The 17,022-nt window shown below is 69.4% G+C and carries 16 protein-coding genes and 1 pseudogene; 9 read left to right on the top strand and 8 right to left on the bottom strand.

The features are described 5' to 3' along the window. Window positions 1-116 precede the first annotated feature (116 nt). Window positions 117-1,220 carry an NAD(P)/FAD-dependent oxidoreductase gene (locus GP2_RS05085; protein ID WP_006899405.1) on the bottom strand — a complete coding sequence of 368 codons (1,104 nt, stop codon included), beginning with the start codon at window positions 1,218-1,220 and terminating at the stop codon, window positions 117-119. A 66-nt stretch (window positions 1,221-1,286) separates the two neighbouring features. Here GP2_RS05085 and GP2_RS22050 point away from each other — a divergent pair. The 9 genes and pseudogenes from GP2_RS22050 to GP2_RS05045 all read left to right on the top strand — a co-directional run. Next, a pseudogene (locus GP2_RS22050) lies at window positions 1,287-1,700 on the top strand (sugar phosphate nucleotidyltransferase); the annotation flags it as partial. A gap of 59 nt (window positions 1,701-1,759) precedes the next feature. Beyond that, the gene (locus GP2_RS22045; RefSeq protein ID WP_006899403.1) at window positions 1,760-2,515 is read left to right on the top strand and encodes a GlgC family sugar phosphate nucleotidyltransferase; all 756 of its coding nucleotides are present in this window, start codon (window positions 1,760-1,762) and stop codon (window positions 2,513-2,515) included. Between the two features lie 43 nt (window positions 2,516-2,558). Further along, the gene (locus tag GP2_RS05075; RefSeq protein WP_006899402.1) at window positions 2,559-4,223 is read left to right on the top strand and encodes a phospho-sugar mutase; all 1,665 of its coding nucleotides are present in this window, start codon (window positions 2,559-2,561) and stop codon (window positions 4,221-4,223) included. 41 nt (window positions 4,224-4,264) lie between these two features. After that, on the top strand, window positions 4,265-4,696 hold the full coding sequence (locus GP2_RS05070) for a helix-turn-helix transcriptional regulator (protein WP_006899401.1): 432 nt from the start codon (window positions 4,265-4,267) through the stop codon (window positions 4,694-4,696). A gap of 20 nt (window positions 4,697-4,716) precedes the next feature. After that, a complete protein-coding gene (locus GP2_RS05065) occupies window positions 4,717-5,127 on the top strand; it encodes a VOC family protein (RefSeq protein ID WP_006899400.1) in 411 nt (136 codons plus the stop codon). Window positions 5,128-5,332: 205 nt separating this feature from the next. Beyond that, entirely contained in the window at window positions 5,333-7,744 is a 2,412-nt protein-coding gene (locus GP2_RS05060; RefSeq protein WP_006899398.1) for an ATP-binding cassette domain-containing protein, read from the top strand. 160 nt (window positions 7,745-7,904) lie between these two features. Beyond that, window positions 7,905-8,327, top strand: coding sequence for a globin domain-containing protein (locus tag GP2_RS05055; protein WP_006899397.1), 423 nt, complete (start codon window positions 7,905-7,907; stop codon window positions 8,325-8,327). 104 nt (window positions 8,328-8,431) lie between these two features. After that, window positions 8,432-9,790, top strand: coding sequence for a glycosyltransferase 87 family protein (locus GP2_RS05050; protein ID WP_006899396.1), 1,359 nt, complete (start codon window positions 8,432-8,434; stop codon window positions 9,788-9,790). Between the two features lie 102 nt (window positions 9,791-9,892). Continuing rightward, window positions 9,893-11,308, top strand: coding sequence for a cytochrome P450 (locus GP2_RS05045; protein ID WP_006899395.1), 1,416 nt, complete (start codon window positions 9,893-9,895; stop codon window positions 11,306-11,308). Window positions 11,309-11,426: 118 nt separating this feature from the next. On the opposite strand, the gene GP2_RS05040 is transcribed toward GP2_RS05045, so the two are convergent. Genes GP2_RS05040 through GP2_RS05010 form a run of 7 tightly spaced genes read right to left on the bottom strand, consistent with a single transcriptional unit; the run spans window position 11,427 to window position 16,993 of the window. Continuing rightward, window positions 11,427-12,002 carry an FKBP-type peptidyl-prolyl cis-trans isomerase gene (locus GP2_RS05040; RefSeq protein WP_040526461.1) on the bottom strand — a complete coding sequence of 192 codons (576 nt, stop codon included), beginning with the start codon at window positions 12,000-12,002 and terminating at the stop codon, window positions 11,427-11,429. 35 nt (window positions 12,003-12,037) lie between these two features. Further along, complete coding sequence (locus tag GP2_RS05035; RefSeq protein ID WP_006899393.1) at window positions 12,038-12,493, bottom strand: SRPBCC family protein; 456 nt, start codon at window positions 12,491-12,493, stop codon at window positions 12,038-12,040. Further along, entirely contained in the window at window positions 12,493-13,527 is a 1,035-nt protein-coding gene (locus GP2_RS05030) for an LLM class F420-dependent oxidoreductase (protein WP_006899392.1), read from the bottom strand. Before GP2_RS05030 ends, GP2_RS05035 begins: the two co-directional genes overlap by 1 nt. Then, window positions 13,524-13,940, bottom strand: coding sequence for a nuclear transport factor 2 family protein (locus GP2_RS05025; RefSeq protein ID WP_006899391.1), 417 nt, complete (start codon window positions 13,938-13,940; stop codon window positions 13,524-13,526). The genes GP2_RS05030 and GP2_RS05025 overlap by 4 nt, the downstream gene beginning before the upstream one ends. A 37-nt stretch (window positions 13,941-13,977) precedes the next feature. Then, window positions 13,978-14,922, bottom strand: a complete 945-nt coding sequence (locus tag GP2_RS05020) for a DMT family transporter (RefSeq protein ID WP_040526440.1) — start codon at window positions 14,920-14,922, stop codon at window positions 13,978-13,980. Next, window positions 14,919-16,082: an MSMEG_0565 family glycosyltransferase gene (locus tag GP2_RS05015; protein WP_006899389.1), complete on the bottom strand. Its 1,164-nt coding sequence runs from the start codon at window positions 16,080-16,082 to the stop codon at window positions 14,919-14,921. The genes GP2_RS05020 and GP2_RS05015 overlap by 4 nt, the downstream gene beginning before the upstream one ends. Continuing rightward, window positions 16,079-16,993: a carbon-nitrogen hydrolase family protein gene (locus GP2_RS05010; RefSeq protein ID WP_040526459.1), complete on the bottom strand. Its 915-nt coding sequence runs from the start codon at window positions 16,991-16,993 to the stop codon at window positions 16,079-16,081. Before GP2_RS05010 ends, GP2_RS05015 begins: the two co-directional genes overlap by 4 nt. Window positions 16,994-17,022: the final 29 nt, after the last annotated feature.

Raw genomic sequence — 17,022 nt, 5'->3', positions numbered from 1 at the left:
AAGTCTTCTGGCATCGCAGAATCGACAATTCGCCGGACCATCGCAAGCCGATCCGCGACCTCGGGAAGCAGCCGCCCGGCCGTCAAGGCCTCAGGGCACCACGCGCCGCCCACGCCTCAGCCACCCAACACCCCGACCACGTACTGTCCGATGGCCAACGACGAGGTGATCCCCGGGGACTCGATCCCGAACAGGTGCACGAGTCCGGGAACCCCGTGCTCGTCCGGGCCGAGGATGGCGAAGTCCGCGGCGGCCTCACCCGGACCCCCGACCTTCGGTCGGACGCCGGCGTAGGCAGGGGTCAGCGCGCCGTCGGGGAGACCCGGCCAGTACCGCCGGATCGACTCCTCGAACGAATCCCGCCGGGTCTCGTCGACCGAGTAGTCCGGTTCGTCAGCGTCCAGCCACTCCACGTCCGGACCGAACCGGGCGGCGCCGTCGAGGTCCATCGTGAAATGCACACCGAGGCCGCCGTCGACCGGGACCGGATAGACGAGATGAGCGAAAGGTGCCCGCGCACCGGACAATCCGAAATAGTTTCCCTTGGCCAGATGACGCCGGGGGACAGGGCCGCCGTAACCGTCGAGCGACCGCGCGACATCCCACGCGCCGAGCCCGGCACAGTTCACGACGACCTTCGCCGATGCCGAACTCCCATCGGCCAGCTCCACCGTCGCTCCGCTGCCGTCGATCCGTCCGCCGACCACCTTGCTGCGCAACGCCACAGCGCCTCCACGGTCCTCGACGTCGCGTCGCAAGGCGCGGACCACACCGGCGACGTCGACGATCCCGGTCGACGGCGACAGCAGCGCACCCACCCCACGCACTTCGGGCTCCAGCTCGTGCAGTTCGGTGGCGCCGACCCGACGCAGGTCGTCGACCCCGTTCGCCAGCCCGTGCCGCAGCAGTATCTCGAGTCGTCCGAGTTGGGCCTCGTCGGTCGCCACGATCAGCTTTCCCGGCCGGCGCCGGGCAACCCCGCGCTCGTCGCAATACCGCGTCAGCATCTCGCGGCCTCGTACACACAACCGCGCCTTCAGGCTGCCCTCGGGATAGTAGATCCCGGCGTGGATGACCTCTGAACTCCGCGAAGTCGTCTGCGCGCCAACGGTATCCGCGGGCTCCAGCACCACCGTTTCGCGGCCGGTCTCGGCCAGTGCCCGCGCGACCGCCAGCCCGACGATCCCGCCGCCCACCACCAGGCACTCGACTCGTTCCACCATGTCCTCCCGGTTTGCACAGCGAACCTACCGGACGCGGCCTCCGGCCTCGGGCACACTTGGTTGATGAGGCACTCAGACGTACTCGCGATCGTGCAGGCCGGCGGGCGTGGTTCCCGTATGGAGGTCCTGACCGATCGGCGTGCCAAACCGGCGTTGCCGTTCGCGGGGAACTACCAATTGATCGACTTCCCGCTGTCGAACCTGCACCACTCCCACATCGACGACGTCTGGCTGTGCGTGCAGTACCAGGCGGAGAGCCTCACCCGACTCGTCGCGGGCGGGCGGCCCTGGGACCTGGACCGGACTCGTGGCGGCCTCCGGATCGTCATGCCCGAGCAGACCGATGCAGCCGAGACCGAGGACGGTTTCGCCACCGGCAACGCCGACCTTCTCTACCGCATCCGCGACCGCATCGCCGAGCGGTCTCCGGCCGAGGTCATCGTGATGAGCGCAGACCATGTCTACGACTTCGACTTCCGCGACGCCCTCGACACCCACCGAGGCCACGGCGCGGAGTGCACCGTTGTCACCACCACGTGTCGCTCGACGAGGCGTCGCAACACGCCACGGTCACCACCCGCCGGGACGGCACCGTCCGAGAGTTCCGGTACAAGCCCGACCGCGCGAAGACCCGCACCATCGCGACCGAGATCTTCATCTACGACCCGGAGGTCCTCGTCGAGGGTCTCGAGACCCTCAAGCGCGACACCACCCGGGACTCGGCGGCCGACGACACCGGCCTCGGCGACTTCGGCGAGCACCTGCTGCCGTGGTTCGTCGACCGCGGGAAGACCGTCGCCCACGCGATGTCCGGGTATTGGATCGACGCCGGGCGCCCCGAGACCTATCTGCAGGCGCACCGTGACCTGATCGGCGGAAAGCTCGACGTCTTCCGCTCGGACCGGCGGATCCTCACCAACCAGCCCCAGCGGTCCGCCGCCCGCGTCGACGCCGGATCCGTCGTGGAGGACAGTCTCCTGAGCAGTGGGTCCCGCGTGCGGGGCACCGTCCGGCGCAGCGTGCTCGGCCCCGGGGTCATAGTGGAGAAGGGCGCGACGGTCGTCGACAGCATCGTCTTCGCCGACTCGGTCATCGGCGCCGGCGCGACGGTCGCCTGGTCGATCGTCGACGAACGTGTCCGGGTCGGACCGAACGCAACTGTCGGCGGGCACCCCCGGATTCGCCCGGTCCCGACAGAGAAGATCACCCTCGTCGGCATGGACACGCAGATTCTTCGCGGGGCCCGGGTCGCGATGGGAGCGCGCGTCGGGTCCAACCGCCGAGTCCGCTGACACGGCCGCATGGGAGACGACCTGGGCTGATAGCCTCGCGCGCGTGATCGAGACCGCGCGCACCTGGCGAGACCACGACCCGGACCCGGCCGCCCGTGCCGAACTGACCCGGCTGATCGACGCCGCCGACGGAGGGGACGCCGCCGCAGTCGCCGAACTGGGGTCCCGATTCCGCGGACCCCTGACCTTCGGCACCGCCGGCCTGCGCGGTGAGGTCGGGGCGGGGGAGAGCCGCATGAACGTCGCGACCGTCGTCCGCGCGACCCACGGCCTGGGTCGCTACCTCGTCGACACCGTCGGTCCGGACGCCCGCGTCGTCGTCGGGTGCGACGCCCGGCGCGGCTCCGACGCCTTCCTCGACGCTACTGCCGAAGTCCTTGCCGCGCAGGGGCTCACCGTGCTCACACTCCCGCGTCGGCTGCCCACCCCGCTCACCGCATACGCCACGCGTGCGCTCGACTGCGACGCCGGGGTGATGATCACGGCCTCGCACAACCCGCCCGCGGACAACGGCTACAAGGTCTATCTCGGCGGGCGCGCGACCGACGACGCGGGGCGCGGTGTCCAGATCATCTCGCCCGCCGACGTCGAGATCGCCGCCCGCATCGACACCGCACCACCGGCCGACGAGGTCCCACGGACCACGGCCGGCATCACCGCGCTCGACGACGAGATCGTCGACGCCTACATCCGCCGCACCGCGGGCCTCCGGCGCTCCACCGCACCCAGTCCGGTGCGCGTCGTGCTCACCGCTCTCCACGGGGTCGGCGGGCAGACCGCGCTCGCCGTCCTCGACCGCGCGGGCGTCTCCGACGTCCATGTCGTCGACGACCAGTTCACGCCCGACCCGGACTTCCCGACCGTCGCCTTCCCCAACCCGGAGGAGCCAGGTGCTCTCGACCTCGCCCTCGACCTCGCGCGCTCCGTCGACGCGCACGTCGTGATCGCCCTCGACCCCGACGCGGATCGCTGCTCGGTGGCGACACCCACCCGCGACGGCGGCTGGCGACAGTTGTCCGGCGACGAGCTCGGCTGGCTGCTGGGGGAGCAGGCCGCCTCCGACCCCGATCGTGCCGGGCACACGCTGGCCTGCTCGATCGTGTCGAGCCGGCTGCTCGGCAAGATCGCCGCCCACCACGGACTGGACTTCGCGGCGACGCTCACCGGCTTCAAGTGGATCGCGCGCACCCCCGACCTCCGGTTCGGGTACGAGGAGGCGATCGGCTACTGCACCGATCCGGAAGCGGTACGCGACAAGGACGGCATCTCCGCGATGGTCCGCGTCGTCGACCTCGTCGAGGACCTGGCCCGACGCGGCCGGACCCTGGAGGACCAGCTCGACGACCTCGCCCGACGCCACGGCCTGCACGCCACCGCGCCGCTCACGATCCGCGTCGACGACGTCGCCGAGATCGCCCCGATGATGTCCCGGCTCCGCGACTCGCACGTCGCCTCGCTCGCCGGCTCCGACGTCGTGGAGTTCCGCGACCTCGCCGACGGCTCCGCAGGCCTCCCGCCGACCGACGGCATCCTCCTGCGCACCGCGGCCGACGACCGGGTCGTCATCCGGCCGTCGGGCACCGAACCGAAGCTCAAGTGCTACCTCGAGGTGGTCCTCGGCTGCCCGGACGGCACGATCCCGCGGGATGCGGCCGCCGCTCGCCTCGCCGCGTTGAAGGGCGACGTCGCCACGCTTCTGCGCAGCTGAAGCCGCGTCCCGGACCCGGGACCGGGCCTACCATCGAGGCCATGCCCCGATCCGACGACGCCCAGCGTCTTCGTGACCTCACGCTGCTGCGCAGGGTCCGCGACCGGATAGACCGCGAGTACGCGCAACCCCTCGACGTCGAGGCGCTCGCGCGCGGCGTGAACATGTCGGCCGGACACCTGAGCCGAAAGTTCAAACAGGCCTACGGCGAATCCCCGTATTCGTATCTGATGACCCGCCGTATCGAACGTGCGATGACCCTTCTCCGCCGGGGCGACCTCAGCGTCACCGAGGTCTGCTTCGAGGTCGGTTGCCAATCGCTGGGCACCTTCAGCACGCGCTTCACCGAGCTCGTCGGCGTTTCCCCGACCGTCTACCGGGAGCGTTTCGGCGACGAGGCCGACGGCATCCCGTCGTGCATGGCCAAGAACGTCACCAGACCGATCAGGAATCGAGAAGCGCGGCGCGGCTGACGCTGCCTAGCCTGAATCCCATGAACATCACCATCCAGTACGCATTCCTCCCGCACACCGATGCCGAAGCGACACTCGGCTTCTACCGCGATCTCCTCGGTTTCGAGGTCCGCAAGGACGTCGGTTACGAGGGCATGCGGTGGCTCACCGTCGGACCGCCGAACCAGCCCGGCACCTCGGTCGTCCTGTACCCGCCCGGCGCCGAACCCGGTATCACCGACGCCGAGCGCCAGACGATCCTCGAACTCATCGCCAAGGGTGCCTACGGCGCACTGACTCTCGCCACCGAGGACCTCGACGGCCTGTTCGAGAAGCTGCAGGCAGAGGGCGCCGACGTGGTGCAGGAGCCGATGGATCAGCCCTACGGCGTGCGCGACGCCGCCGTGCGGGATCCCTCCGGCAACCTCATCCGCATCGACCAGGCGAGCTGACCCGTGTGCGGGCCGGGCCGGCTCCCGCCGCCGGAGGCCTTCGCCGAAAGCCCCGGCGACCCCGACCGCGAACGTGGTTGGATCGACGGGGACCCACAGACGCAGACCGCCTACGACCTGCGAGCCGGTGCCGAGGCGGCTGCCGAAATCTGTACGAATCGTGAAGATCGCTGCGCCCCAACGGTCGTGGCCTGATGGAGAGACGATGAGCCAAGCCACCAGTTCCGCCTCCCGCTCGACGAAGCGCGGCACCGATGACCCCGGTGTGCATCCGGCCGACACGCATGACCGGATCCGGGTCCACGGTGCCCGCGAGAACAACCTCAAGGACGTCGACGTCGAACTGCCCAAACGCCGTTTGACCGTTTTCACCGGTGTGTCGGGTTCGGGCAAATCGTCCCTGGTGTTCTCCACGATCGCCGCCGAGTCGCAGCGACTGATCAACGAGACCTACAGCACCTTCGTCCAGGGCTTCATGCCGGCGATGGCCCGGCCCGACGTCGACGTGCTCGAGGGACTCACGACGGCGATCATCGTCGACCAGGAACGCATGGGCGCCAACGTGCGCTCCACGGTCGGCACCGCCACCGACGCCAACGCCATGCTGCGAATCCTGTTCAGCCGCTTGGGCAAGCCGCACATCGGTCCGGCGCAGGCGTTCTCGTTCAACGTCGCGTCGGTCAGCGGCGCCGGCGCGGTCACCGTCACCAAGAGCGGCCGGCAGGTCAAGGAGCGGCGCAGCTTCTCGATCACCGGCGGCATGTGTCTGCGCTGCGAGGGGCGCGGCGAGGTCTCCGACTTCGACCTCACCGCCCTCTACGACGAGACGAAGTCGCTCAACGAGGGCGCCCTCACCATCCCCGGCTACTCTATGGACGGCTGGTACGGGCGGATCTACCGGGGCTGTGGCTTCTTCGACCCCGACAAGCCGATCGCGAAATTCACCAAGAAGGAGCTCGACGACCTCCTCTACAAGGAGCCGACGAAGATCAAGGTCGACGGCATCAACGTCACCTACGAGGGCCTCATCCCGAAGATCCAGAAGTCGATGCTGAGCAAGGACCGTGAGGCCATGCAGCCGCACATCCGGGCGTTCGTCGACCGCGCCATCACCTTCCAGACGTGCCCGGAGTGCGAGGGCACACGCCTGACCGCGGAGGCCAGGTCGTCGAAGATCAAGGGCATCTCGATCGCCGACGCCTGCGCCATGCAGATCAGCGACCTCGCCGAGTGGGTGGCCGAACTCGACGAGCCGTCGGTCGCACCCCTGCTGAAGAGCCTGCGCGAGCACCTGCAGTCCTTCGTCGACATCGGCCTCGGCTATCTCTCCCTGGATCGTCCGGCCGGCACCCTGTCCGGCGGTGAAGCCCAGCGCACCAAGCTGATCCGTCATCTCGGGTCGTCGCTGACCGACGTCACCTACGTCTTCGACGAGCCGTCGATCGGCCTGCACCCGCACGACATCCAGCGCATGAACGACCTGCTGCTGGCCTTGCGCGACAAGGGCAACACGGTGTTGGTCGTCGAACACAAGCCCGAGGTCATCGCGATCGCCGACCACGTCGTCGACCTCGGCCCGGGTGCGGGCACCGACGGAGGCGAGATCGTCTTCGAGGGTTCCGTCGAGGATCTGCGCAAGGCCGACACCCTCACCGGACGTCACCTCGACGACCGCGCCCAACTCAAGCCGGAGGTCCGCACGCCCACCGGCACGATCGAGGTGCGCGGCGCCGACAAGCACAATCTGCAAAACGTCGACGTCGACATCCCGCTCGGGGTCCTCGTCGTCCTGACCGGTGTCGCCGGATCCGGCAAGAGCTCGCTGGTCGACTCCTCGGTCGCCAACCGCGAGGGCGTGGTCTCGATCGACCAGACCGCGATCAAGGGTTCCCGACGCTCCAACCCGGCGACCTACACCGGCCTGCTCGAACCCATCCGCAAGGCGTTCGCCAAGGCCAACGGGGTGAAACCGGCCTTGTTCAGCGCGAATTCGGACGGCGCATGTCCCAACTGCAACGGTGCCGGCGTGGTCTACACCGACCTCGCCATGATGGCGGGAGTTGCCGCGCCGTGTGAGGTGTGCGAGGGCAAGCGATTCCAGCCGGAGGTGCTCGAGTACACCTTCGGCGGCCGCAACATCAGCGAGGTGCTCGAGATGTCCGTCGCGCAGGCCGAGGGGTTCTTCGGTTCCGGCGATGCGAAACTGCCTGCCGCGCACAAGATCCTGAAGCGACTCGTCGACGTCGGGCTCGGCTACATCAAGCTCGGACAGCCGCTGACCACACTCTCCGGCGGCGAACGCCAGCGCCTCAAGCTCGCCGTGCACATGGGGGAGAAGGGCGACGTCTACATCCTCGACGAGCCGACCACCGGCCTGCACCTCGCCGACGTCGAGCAACTGCTCGGACTCCTCGACCGTCTGGTCGACTCCGGCAAGTCGGTCATCGTGATCGAGCATCACCAGGCCGTGATGGCGCACGCCGACTGGATCATCGACCTCGGCCCCGGCGCCGGCCACGACGGCGGACGGATCGTGTTCGAGGGCACGCCCGCCGACATCGTCGCCGACCGGTCGACGCTCACCGGCAAACACCTCGCCGAATACGTGGGCGCCTGACCCCAACGCCATGGCTCCGGCTCCGCGCTCACCTGCGGTGTGGGGTCATGGCGTTGGTTCCGCGCATCTCACAGCCCGCTCGAGGCCGTGTGAGATCACCGTTACCCGCCCCTTGCGGCGTCACAGCCTCGACGCAACGCGGCGGCGTCAGTGTCTGTGCATGGACAAACAACTATTGGAAGAAAGCCTCGCCCTCGTCGATCTCCCCGATGCCGGTCTCACGGTCAGGTTCTACGACATCCTCTTCGAGCGTTACCCCGCGGTGCAGCCGATGTTCCAGCGCGACAGTCGCGTACAGGCCGAGATGCTGCGGACCGCGGTCGTCTCGGTCCTCGACCACCTCGAGGACGCCGAGTGGCTCACCACCAATCTGCACGCGCTCGGAAGGCGCCATGCCGAACTCGGCGTCACCCGGCCCATGTACGCGGCGGTTGCCGAATGCATGATCGCCGCCATGAGCGAGATCGGTGGCAACCGGTGGACCGACGCGATGACCGAGGCGTGGCAGGAGGCGCTCGGAGCAGTCGCCGGCATCATGCTCGACGGCTATCCGGAGGAGTCGGCCGAATCCGGCGCCGCCTGAGACCGCAGATCGTCTGACAGCCCAGGCCTGCAGCGGGGTCGCCGCCGCCCCCGCTGAGGTCCCGACCGTCCGCGATACGATCCCGCTCGGAAGAGAGAGGGCTCGTGACAGTTGTGGACATTCCCCGGCAGGGGATCGATCGTTTCCTTCACTCGACATGGGCACGAGGACTGGCGCTGGTCGTCTTCCTCGCGAGCGCTGCGGCGGCGATCTTCCTGTTGCCCAACCAGCCGCCGGTGCCGTACCGCATCGACTTCGACGTCTATCGGCTGGGCGGGCAGGTCCTGCTCGACGGCGGCGACCTCTACGGCCCCCTGCCGCAGCTCGCCGAGGGTGCGTATCTGCCCTTCACCTATCCGCCGCTCGCCGCGGCCCTGTTCACGATCTTCACCGTCGTCCCGCTCGGAGTCGGCCAGGCGGTCTTCGCCGCGATCTCCATCGCGTGCCTGCTGCTGGTCTGCCGCATCGTCCTCGGGCACCTGTCCGTACGGCCGAACGTCGACCTCTGGTGGCTGGCCGTCGCCGCGACCACGGTCGGGCTCTGGCTCGAACCGGTCCGCGACACCCTCAACTTCGGGCAGATCAACCTCGTCCTCATGACGCTGGTGATCGTCGACGCCCTGGTCGGTCGCGGGAAGTGGTGGAGCGGGCTGCTGGTCGGCCTGGCCATCTCGATCAAGCTGACCCCGGCGGTCTTCCTGCTGCTGTTCTTCCTGCGTCGCGACTGGCGCACCCTCGTCGTCAGCGCGGTCTCCGCCGTCGCCTACGCCGGTATCGGCTACCTCGTCGCGCCCGACGACTCGGTCACCTACTGGACCTCGACGCTCTTCGACACCGACCGCATCGGCAGCCCGCATTTCGCCAACAACCAGTCGCTCAAGGGCGAGCTCGGCCGCCTCGGCACCGAGTCCACGGTCGCCTGGTTCGTCGCGTCGCTGATCGTCGGTCTTCTCATCGCCTGGGCGGCGTGGCGGCTGATCTCGGCATCCGAGGCCCCCGCATCCGAGGTCCCCGTAACCGTGGCCCCCGCAACCGAGGCCCCCGCAACCCCGGCCCCCGCGACCGAGGCCGCTGAGGCCGGCACCACCGCGCGGCCCGACGGTCCGACCGATGTCGCGTCCGTTCTCACCGTCGCCTTCGCTGCCCTGTTCTGCTCACCGGTCGCCTGGGACCACAGCTGGGTCTGGATCGTGCCCCTGCTCCTGACGCTGGCCGCCTTCGCGGTCCGCCCGGGCGCGTCTGCGATCTGGTGGTGGCTCATCGGCACCGGTCTCGTCGTGTTCGCCGTCTCCCCGCATCAGCGCATCCCGCAGCGCTACGACGCGGAGCTGAGCTGGGCCTGGTGGCAGCACCTGGTCGGGTCGTCGTACCTGATCTGGGGCCTGGCCGTGATCGTCGCCTTCGGGGCTCTCGCGCCACGGCCGGCCGCGACGAAGCCCGCCCCGGACAGCTGGGTCGCTTGACCCGCTCAGATCTTCACCGACACGCCTCTTGAAACAAGCCGGAAAATCCGTTCCAATGGTGCATGGTGATGTAACGCACATCGGAACAACGGGGAGTGTCAGATGGTCAGTCGGAAGAAGCAGATCCAGGGCGTGCTCGGCAAGGTGAGCAGCATGTATCCCAGCAAGCCGCGCCCGCTGGCCGAGCCGCCGGCAGGTTCCGGACTCAAGCCGGTCATGGGCGACCCGGGCCTCCCGTTCCTGGGCAACACGCTCGAGGCGCTCGCGGACCCGCTGAAGTCGGCAATGGAACGCTTCGAGCGGTACGGCTCGGTCTCGTGGTCGGGCGCACTCGGCATGAACATGGTGACGCTGGTCGGCCCCGACGCCATCGAGACGGTCTGGATGAACCGCAAGAAGGCCTTCTCCAGCGAGCTCGGCTGGGAGCCGATGATCGGCCCGTTCTTCCGCCGTGGCGTCATGCTCATGGACTTCGACGAGCACATGCAGCACCGTCGCATCCTTCAGCAGGCCTTCAGCAACAAGCGTCTGGTCGGCTACCTCGACATCATGACGCCGCACATCGAGAAGACCCTCGCCAACTGGCAGGTGGGCAAGGGCTTCCACATGTACTCCAACACCAAGGACCTGACGCTGTCGCTGGCGACCGAGGTCTTCATGGGCGCCCACGTGTCCGAGGCCGAGGCGCACCGCCTCGAGCGCGCCTTCGAGGCCGCGGTACGCGGCGGCCAGGCGCTCATCCGCCAGGACGTCGGCAACTGGACCTGGGCGCAGGGCCTGCGCGGGCGCGAGGCCCTGCAGGAGTACTTCCGCTCGGAGATCCCGCTGCGCCGCGGCAACGACGCCGATGACCTGTTCAGCGTTCTCTGCAACACCGAGAGCGAAGAGGGCGAGTCGTTCTCCGACGAGGACATCGTCAACCACATGATCTTCGCGATGATGGCCGCCCACGACACGTCGACCATCGCGCTGTCGATGCTGACCTACTACCTCGGCAAGAACCCCGAGTGGCAGGAACGGCTGCGTCAGGAGTCGCTGGCCCTCGGCAAGCCGACCCTCGACTACGAGGACATCGACAAGCTGACGAGCATGGACCTCGCGTTCAAGGAGGCGCTGCGCCTCAACGCCCCGGTCGGCATGCTGTTCCGGATGGCGATCGAGGACACCGACATCTGCGGGCACTACATCCCGAAGGGCACGCTCATCGCCATCCACCCGTGGGCGACGATGCTGCGCGAGGAGTGGTGGCCCAATCCCACAGAATTCGATCCCGAGCGCTTCTCGCCGGAGCGCCGCGAGGACAAGGTCCACCGCTTCGCGTGGGCCCCGTTCGGCGGTGGCGCACACAAGTGCATCGGCCTGTACTTCGGTGGCATGGAGGTGAAGTCGATCCTGCACCAGATGCTGCAGCGCTTCGAGTGGACCGTCCCCGCCGACTACACGCCGGAGCTCACCTATGGCACCGGCCCGACCCCGGCCGACGGCCTGCCGATCGACATCCGCCACCGCGCGCTGTAGCGGTCGAGATGCGAGAACGCCCGGAGGTCGTCATGACCTCCGGGCGTTGTCGTGCAATCCGTGGTGTGGATCAAGCGCCGAAAGCGGCTCTGTCGCAATCGCACACGGCCGCAATCGATCACGCGGCCGACAGAATTCCGATCTCGAAGATCAGGGTGTCACCCGGCTCGATCCCGGCCGCGGGCTGGCCCTGCGGGTAACCGTCCTGCGGCGTCATCGCGACGGCCACCTGCGAGCCGACCTTCTCGCCGGCGATGGCCTTGCTGAAGCCCTTGATCACACCGTCGAGCGAGAAGGTCGCCGGGGAGCCGCCCTCGCGGTAGTTGCCGTCGAACCTCTCTCCGGTGCGGCCGTTGACGCCGAGGTAGCAGACCGTGACGGTCGCCGTCGGCGCGACGACCTCGCCGTCTCCCTCGACCAGGGTCTTCACCTCGGTCTCGTCGACCTTGAACGGCGCCTCGACGGTGATCTTCGGGGCCTCGTTCTCGGTCGCCGCGACCACCTCGAGCTCCCCGGTCGCGCCCTTGAGCGTCCACTGCGGGGAGGCGTCGGCCTTGGTCGGCTCGGCCGGGCAGCTCTCGACGCCCGAAGCGGCGGTGGTGTCGGCGGCAGTCGAATCGGAATCAGAGTCGGAGCTACAGCCGGCCACCGTGAGGACGAGGGCCGCGCCGAGCGCGAGCATCACATTCTTCATGTACACCCCGCCGACGCTACCCGAGCAGGGGTGTCTCACCGAGCGCTGTCGGCGACAATCCGTGCCGCACGCCGCAGATCCGCCCGGATCGCACGCGCCGCCGGCCACCGGTTCACCAGCAGCACCGGCACCCCGATCGTCGGGACCGTGAGGATCGCCTGCGCCCGCACATCGGTGCCGCCGTCCCGGTCGTCGAACTCGAGCGTCAGCACCGCGTCGACCGACCGCCACGTCCCGATCTCGCGCCACAGGCGCGGAGGCTCGCACGCGGTCACCTCGAGCCGGGGCGCCACCCCGGGGACCACGGTGACGTCGGTCCAGCTCGTCCCGACGTCACCGGGCCTGTCTCCGAGTTCGGCCACGTCGTCGACGCGCCGCAGGCTCGATTGCCATTGCGCCCGGTTGCGCGGGTCGGTGAGGTAGTCGAACACCGTCGGCGCCGGGGCGTCGAACCGTACGACGTCGTCGACGAGCGTGATCCGGCCGGCCATCAGCGGATCAGCTCGGCCAGCCGGTTGATCTCCTCGATGGAGCGCGGTGAGACCAACATCGTGGTGACGCCGCACGACTCCCAGACCTTGATCTGCTCGCGCACGAAGTCGAGGTCGCCGACGATCGCCGAGTCCTCCACGACCTCGTCCGGGATGATCTGCGCCGCTTCCTCTTTGCGGCCCGACCGGAAGAGCCTGGTGACCTCGTCGACGACGTCGGAGTAACCCATCCGGCGGTACACGTCGGCGTGGAAGTTGGTGTCCTCGGAGCCCATCCCGCCCATGTAGAGGGCCAGGAACGGCTTGATCGCCGCGAATGTCGACGCGCGGTCGTCGGTGATGACGATCTGCGCGGTGGCGATGATCTCGAAGTCCTCGCGGCTGCGCCGTGCGCCCGGACGCGCGAATCCCTCGTCGAGCCACTCGTTGTAGGTGTCGGCCATCCGCGGGGTGTAGAACAGCGGCAACCAGCCGTCGGCGATCTCCGCGGCCAGCGCCACGTTCTTGGGTCCCTCGGCGCCGAGCATGATCGGGATGTCCGACCGCAGCGGATGCGTGATCGGCTTGAGCGGCTTGCCGAGTCCGGTCGCGCCCTCGCCGGTGTACGGCAGCGGGTAGTGCGGTCCGGGGCTCGTCACCGGCGCCTCGCGGGCGAACACCTGACGCATGATGTCGATGTATTCGCGGGTGCGGCCAAGCGGTTTCGCGAACTTCTGCCCGTACCACCCCTCGACGACCTGCGGTCCGGACACACCCAGGCCGACGATGTGCCGGCCGCCGGACAGGTGGTCGAGCGTCAGCGCCGCCATCGCACACGCGGTGGGCGTCCGCGCCGACAGCTGCAGCACCGACGTCCCGAGGCGGACCCGGTTCGTCGACGACCCGAGCCAGGCGAGGGGAGTGTAGGCATCCGATCCCCACGCCTCGGCGGTGAAGATCGAGTCGAAGCCCGCCTCCTCGGCCGCGGCGACCAGGTCGGCGTGACCGGCCGGCGGCTGCGCGGCCCAATATCCCAGCTGCAGTCCGAGTTTCACCGGCCGGCCTCCTTGGCGGCTTCCTCGGCGGCGGCCTCGGCAGCGATCTGGTCGAACTGCGCGCCCATGGCCGCGGCGAGGGCCTGCGCCCCCGACAGCGGGCGGACCATCACCATGAAGTCGTCGATCTTGCCTTCCTCGTCGACGTGGATGAAATCGCACCCGGTGACGCGCTTGCCGTCCACGGTGGCCTCGAAGACCAGTGCCGAATCCCGGCCCCCGGTGTCGTTGATCTCGCGGATGTAGCGGAAGTCGGTGAAGACGCGCAGCACGCCCCGCAGGATCGCCGAGGTGATCGCCTTGCCCGGGTACGGCTTGAACGCGACCGGGCTGGTGAACACGACGTCGTCGGCGAGGAGCTCCCTCATCGCGTCGGCGTCGCGGGCCTCGACGGCCTCTCGGAACTGCTTCATGCATCGACCTCCTCGTCCGCGGCGCGATCGCCGCGCTTCACGTCCTTGCGCGTCCGACGCTATCCGATGGCCGACGCCGCGCGGGCGCCATCAACACGACCAGCGCCACCGCCAGCACACCGATCCCGATCCAGCCGACGACGGTGATCGGTTCGGCCAGCACCACGACCGCCAGCATCGTCGCGACCGCCGGTTCGATGAGCGTGATCGTGGTGGCGGTGGAGCTGTCCACGAACTTGAGCCCGCGACTGAAGAACACGTAACCCAGGAACTGGGGGACGAGCACGAGATACGCCAGGACCAGCAGCGTGTCCGGATGATCGGCGATCGACGGGATCGAGAACGCCGCGACCGGGAGCAGCAGGGCGCCGCCGAGTCCCATGACGCCGCCCGCGGCCGCGCCGCGCGGAACCCCGTCGTTCATGAGGCGGCGCATCGCATACGAGAAGCCCGCATACGTCAGACCCGCGAGCAGGCCCAGGACGACGCCCCACGCCGACGCGTGATCGCCCGGCAGGTCGTCGGCGTGCGAGGACTCGCTGCGCGAGAGCGCCAGTGCCACCGTCCCGGCGATCCCGAGCAGGCACGCCACCGCCCACCGGGTCGACAACGCCCGGCCTTCGACGACCCGCTCGACGGCTGCGGAGAACAACGGCGCCGACGCCAGCGACACCACGGTGCCGAGCGCCACGCCGCCGATCCGCATCGACCCGAAGAAGCACAGCGGGTAGACGAACACGCAGACGCCGCCCGCCAGGAGGGTCGGCCACCGCGCGAGCAGCGACCGCCACGCCGCCCGGATCTCCCCGGTGTTGGCCAGCGCCTGGAGCAGTCCGCCGCCGCCCATCGCGACCGCCCCGACCGTGACCGCGCTGAGCGCGGGTGCGAGAGCCGCCGCGGTGCCCGACGTGCCCCACAGGCACGCGGTGACCATCACCAGGATCATCCCGAGGCGCTCCGATGCGCCTGCGCGCGTGCTCATCTCGAACCGACGACGGGACCGTCTTCCGCGGTGGGCGCATCGCGGGGCATGGGGTGACGCGCGTAGAACTCCAGGTGCCGACGCGCCGCGTCCTCCCACGTCAGCGACGACGCCAGGGCCCGCCCGGCCTCGGCGCGTCCGCAATCCGGCGTCAGCGCCGCCTCCAGCGCGTCCGCCAGCTCGGGCACGGTCGACGCGTAGGTGACGGTGTCGGCGAACACCTCCCGCAGGATCGGCAACTCCCGCACGACGACCGGCCTTCCCGCCGCGAGCGCCTCCATGGCAGCCAGGCCGAAACCCTCCTTGACCGACGGGAACGCGAACACCCGGCATGCGGCGACCAGCGACGGCAGGTCGTCGTCGGGCACGTTGCCGAGCACGATCGGCTCGACGTCGAGTTCGGCCCGGCGACGGTCGAACTCGGCGCGGTAGTCGCGATAGTCGAACAACGTCTCCCCGCCGGCGAAGACGAGCGTCAGCTCGGGATGCCGCTTGCGCAGCAGCGCATACGCATCGAGCAGGTCGATGCTGCCCTTGCGAGGCTCGATCCCGCCGACGGCCAGCACATAGTCGCCGAGCCGGTCCGACCAGCGTCGTCGCGCCTCGACGGCTCCGGGGTCATCCGACGCGGCGTCGGCGAACCGTTGGTAGGCAACGCCGTTGGGAATGACGGTCGGGGACAGGCCCCACCCCTCCTCGACTTCCTGCGCCACGGCTCGCGAGACGCAGATCCGCGCGTACGGAGTGACGACGGCCTTCGCGTGGCATTCGACGAGGACCGGTGTCGTGAACTGATCGAGGTGGTGGATCGTGCGGATGCAGGTGCCGACGGCATTGGCGCTGATGCAGTCCTGTGCGTGGACGATGTCGTAGGCGTCCGGCTCGAAGGCCTCGCGCAGGGTGTCGATGGAGCGGACGATGCGCTCGGTGATCGACTCGCCGTCGCGGTCGGCGAACGGGACCAGTCGCAGCGTCACCGCCGGGTCGACATCCCGGAAGAATCCCGCGTCGCCGCCGCGCGCCAGCGACCACACCGTCACGTCGACACCGAGGGCGGCCATCGCCTCGGCGAGGTCGAGGGTGTGCACCACGCCGCCGCGCGGCTTGGTCGAGTAGGTCAGCAGCGCGACCCGCGGCGTGGGGGAGTTCACCTGCGTCATGATAGGTCCGGCACCCCGGACTCCGCCTGCGGTGAGAGCGCGGGAGACGACGAGGCAGACGACGCCGGTGTGGGCGCGCACAGGGCGCGGTAGGTGTCCGGCCGCAGCTCGTCGAGGTGGTTCAGCACGCGTCGCGCGCGGGCGATCTCGCCGTCGACGTCGACGGTCGCCGTCGCGAGCCCGCCCTTCGACCGGGTCGTGGAGAGGATGTCCCCGCCGGGCCCGACGACCTTCGCCTGGCCGAGGAACCGCAGTGAGCCCATCACCCCGGTCTGGTTCGACGACACCACGAACACCTGGTTCTCCGCGGCCCGGGCGCAGTCGTAGAGGTCGAACAGCCGGGCCTGCCGGTCCGCGGGCAGACGGGCCGCCCGGTCGGTGACACTTGCCGGCCACGCCGACAACGCGGCGATGATCCGCGCACCGTCGAGTGCGAGCGTGCGCGCCGACTCGGGGAACGTCTTGTCGTAGTCGATGAGCATCCCGATCCGCCCGACCGGGGTGTCGAAGGCGCCGAACGCATCTCCCGCCGCATACGCGAGGGACTCACCTGCGGGCTGATGCACCTTGCGGTGGGTGCCGAGGATGCCGTCGCCGGACACGCACACCGCGGTGTTGTACCGCCGGTCGCCGTCGGCCTCGGTGTAGCCGATGCACACGGTCATCGACCCGGCCGCGGCGATGATCGCCGCCAGCTCGGGCCCGTCGGGACTCAGCGCGGGCGGCAGCTCGGCGGGGTTCGGGCACCGCAGGTCCCCGAGATAGCCGCCGATGGTCGCGTCCGGGAAGACCAGCAGGTCGACGCCGTCGCGGCGTGCGGCCTCGACGATCCCGACCGCCTTGGCGACGCCGCGTTCGACGTCGCGGCCGAAGTGCCCGGCGAGCGCACCGAGCGTGACGATGCCGCTCATGATCGTCGGGACGTGCTCACGCCGCAGCA

This window comes from Gordonia paraffinivorans NBRC 108238 (genome assembly GCF_000344155.1).
Classification (GTDB): Bacteria; Actinomycetota; Actinomycetes; order Mycobacteriales; family Mycobacteriaceae; genus Gordonia; species Gordonia paraffinivorans.
The sequence above is the reverse complement of the archived record's forward strand: the minus strand, read 5'-3'. Positions and strand labels throughout refer to the sequence as shown.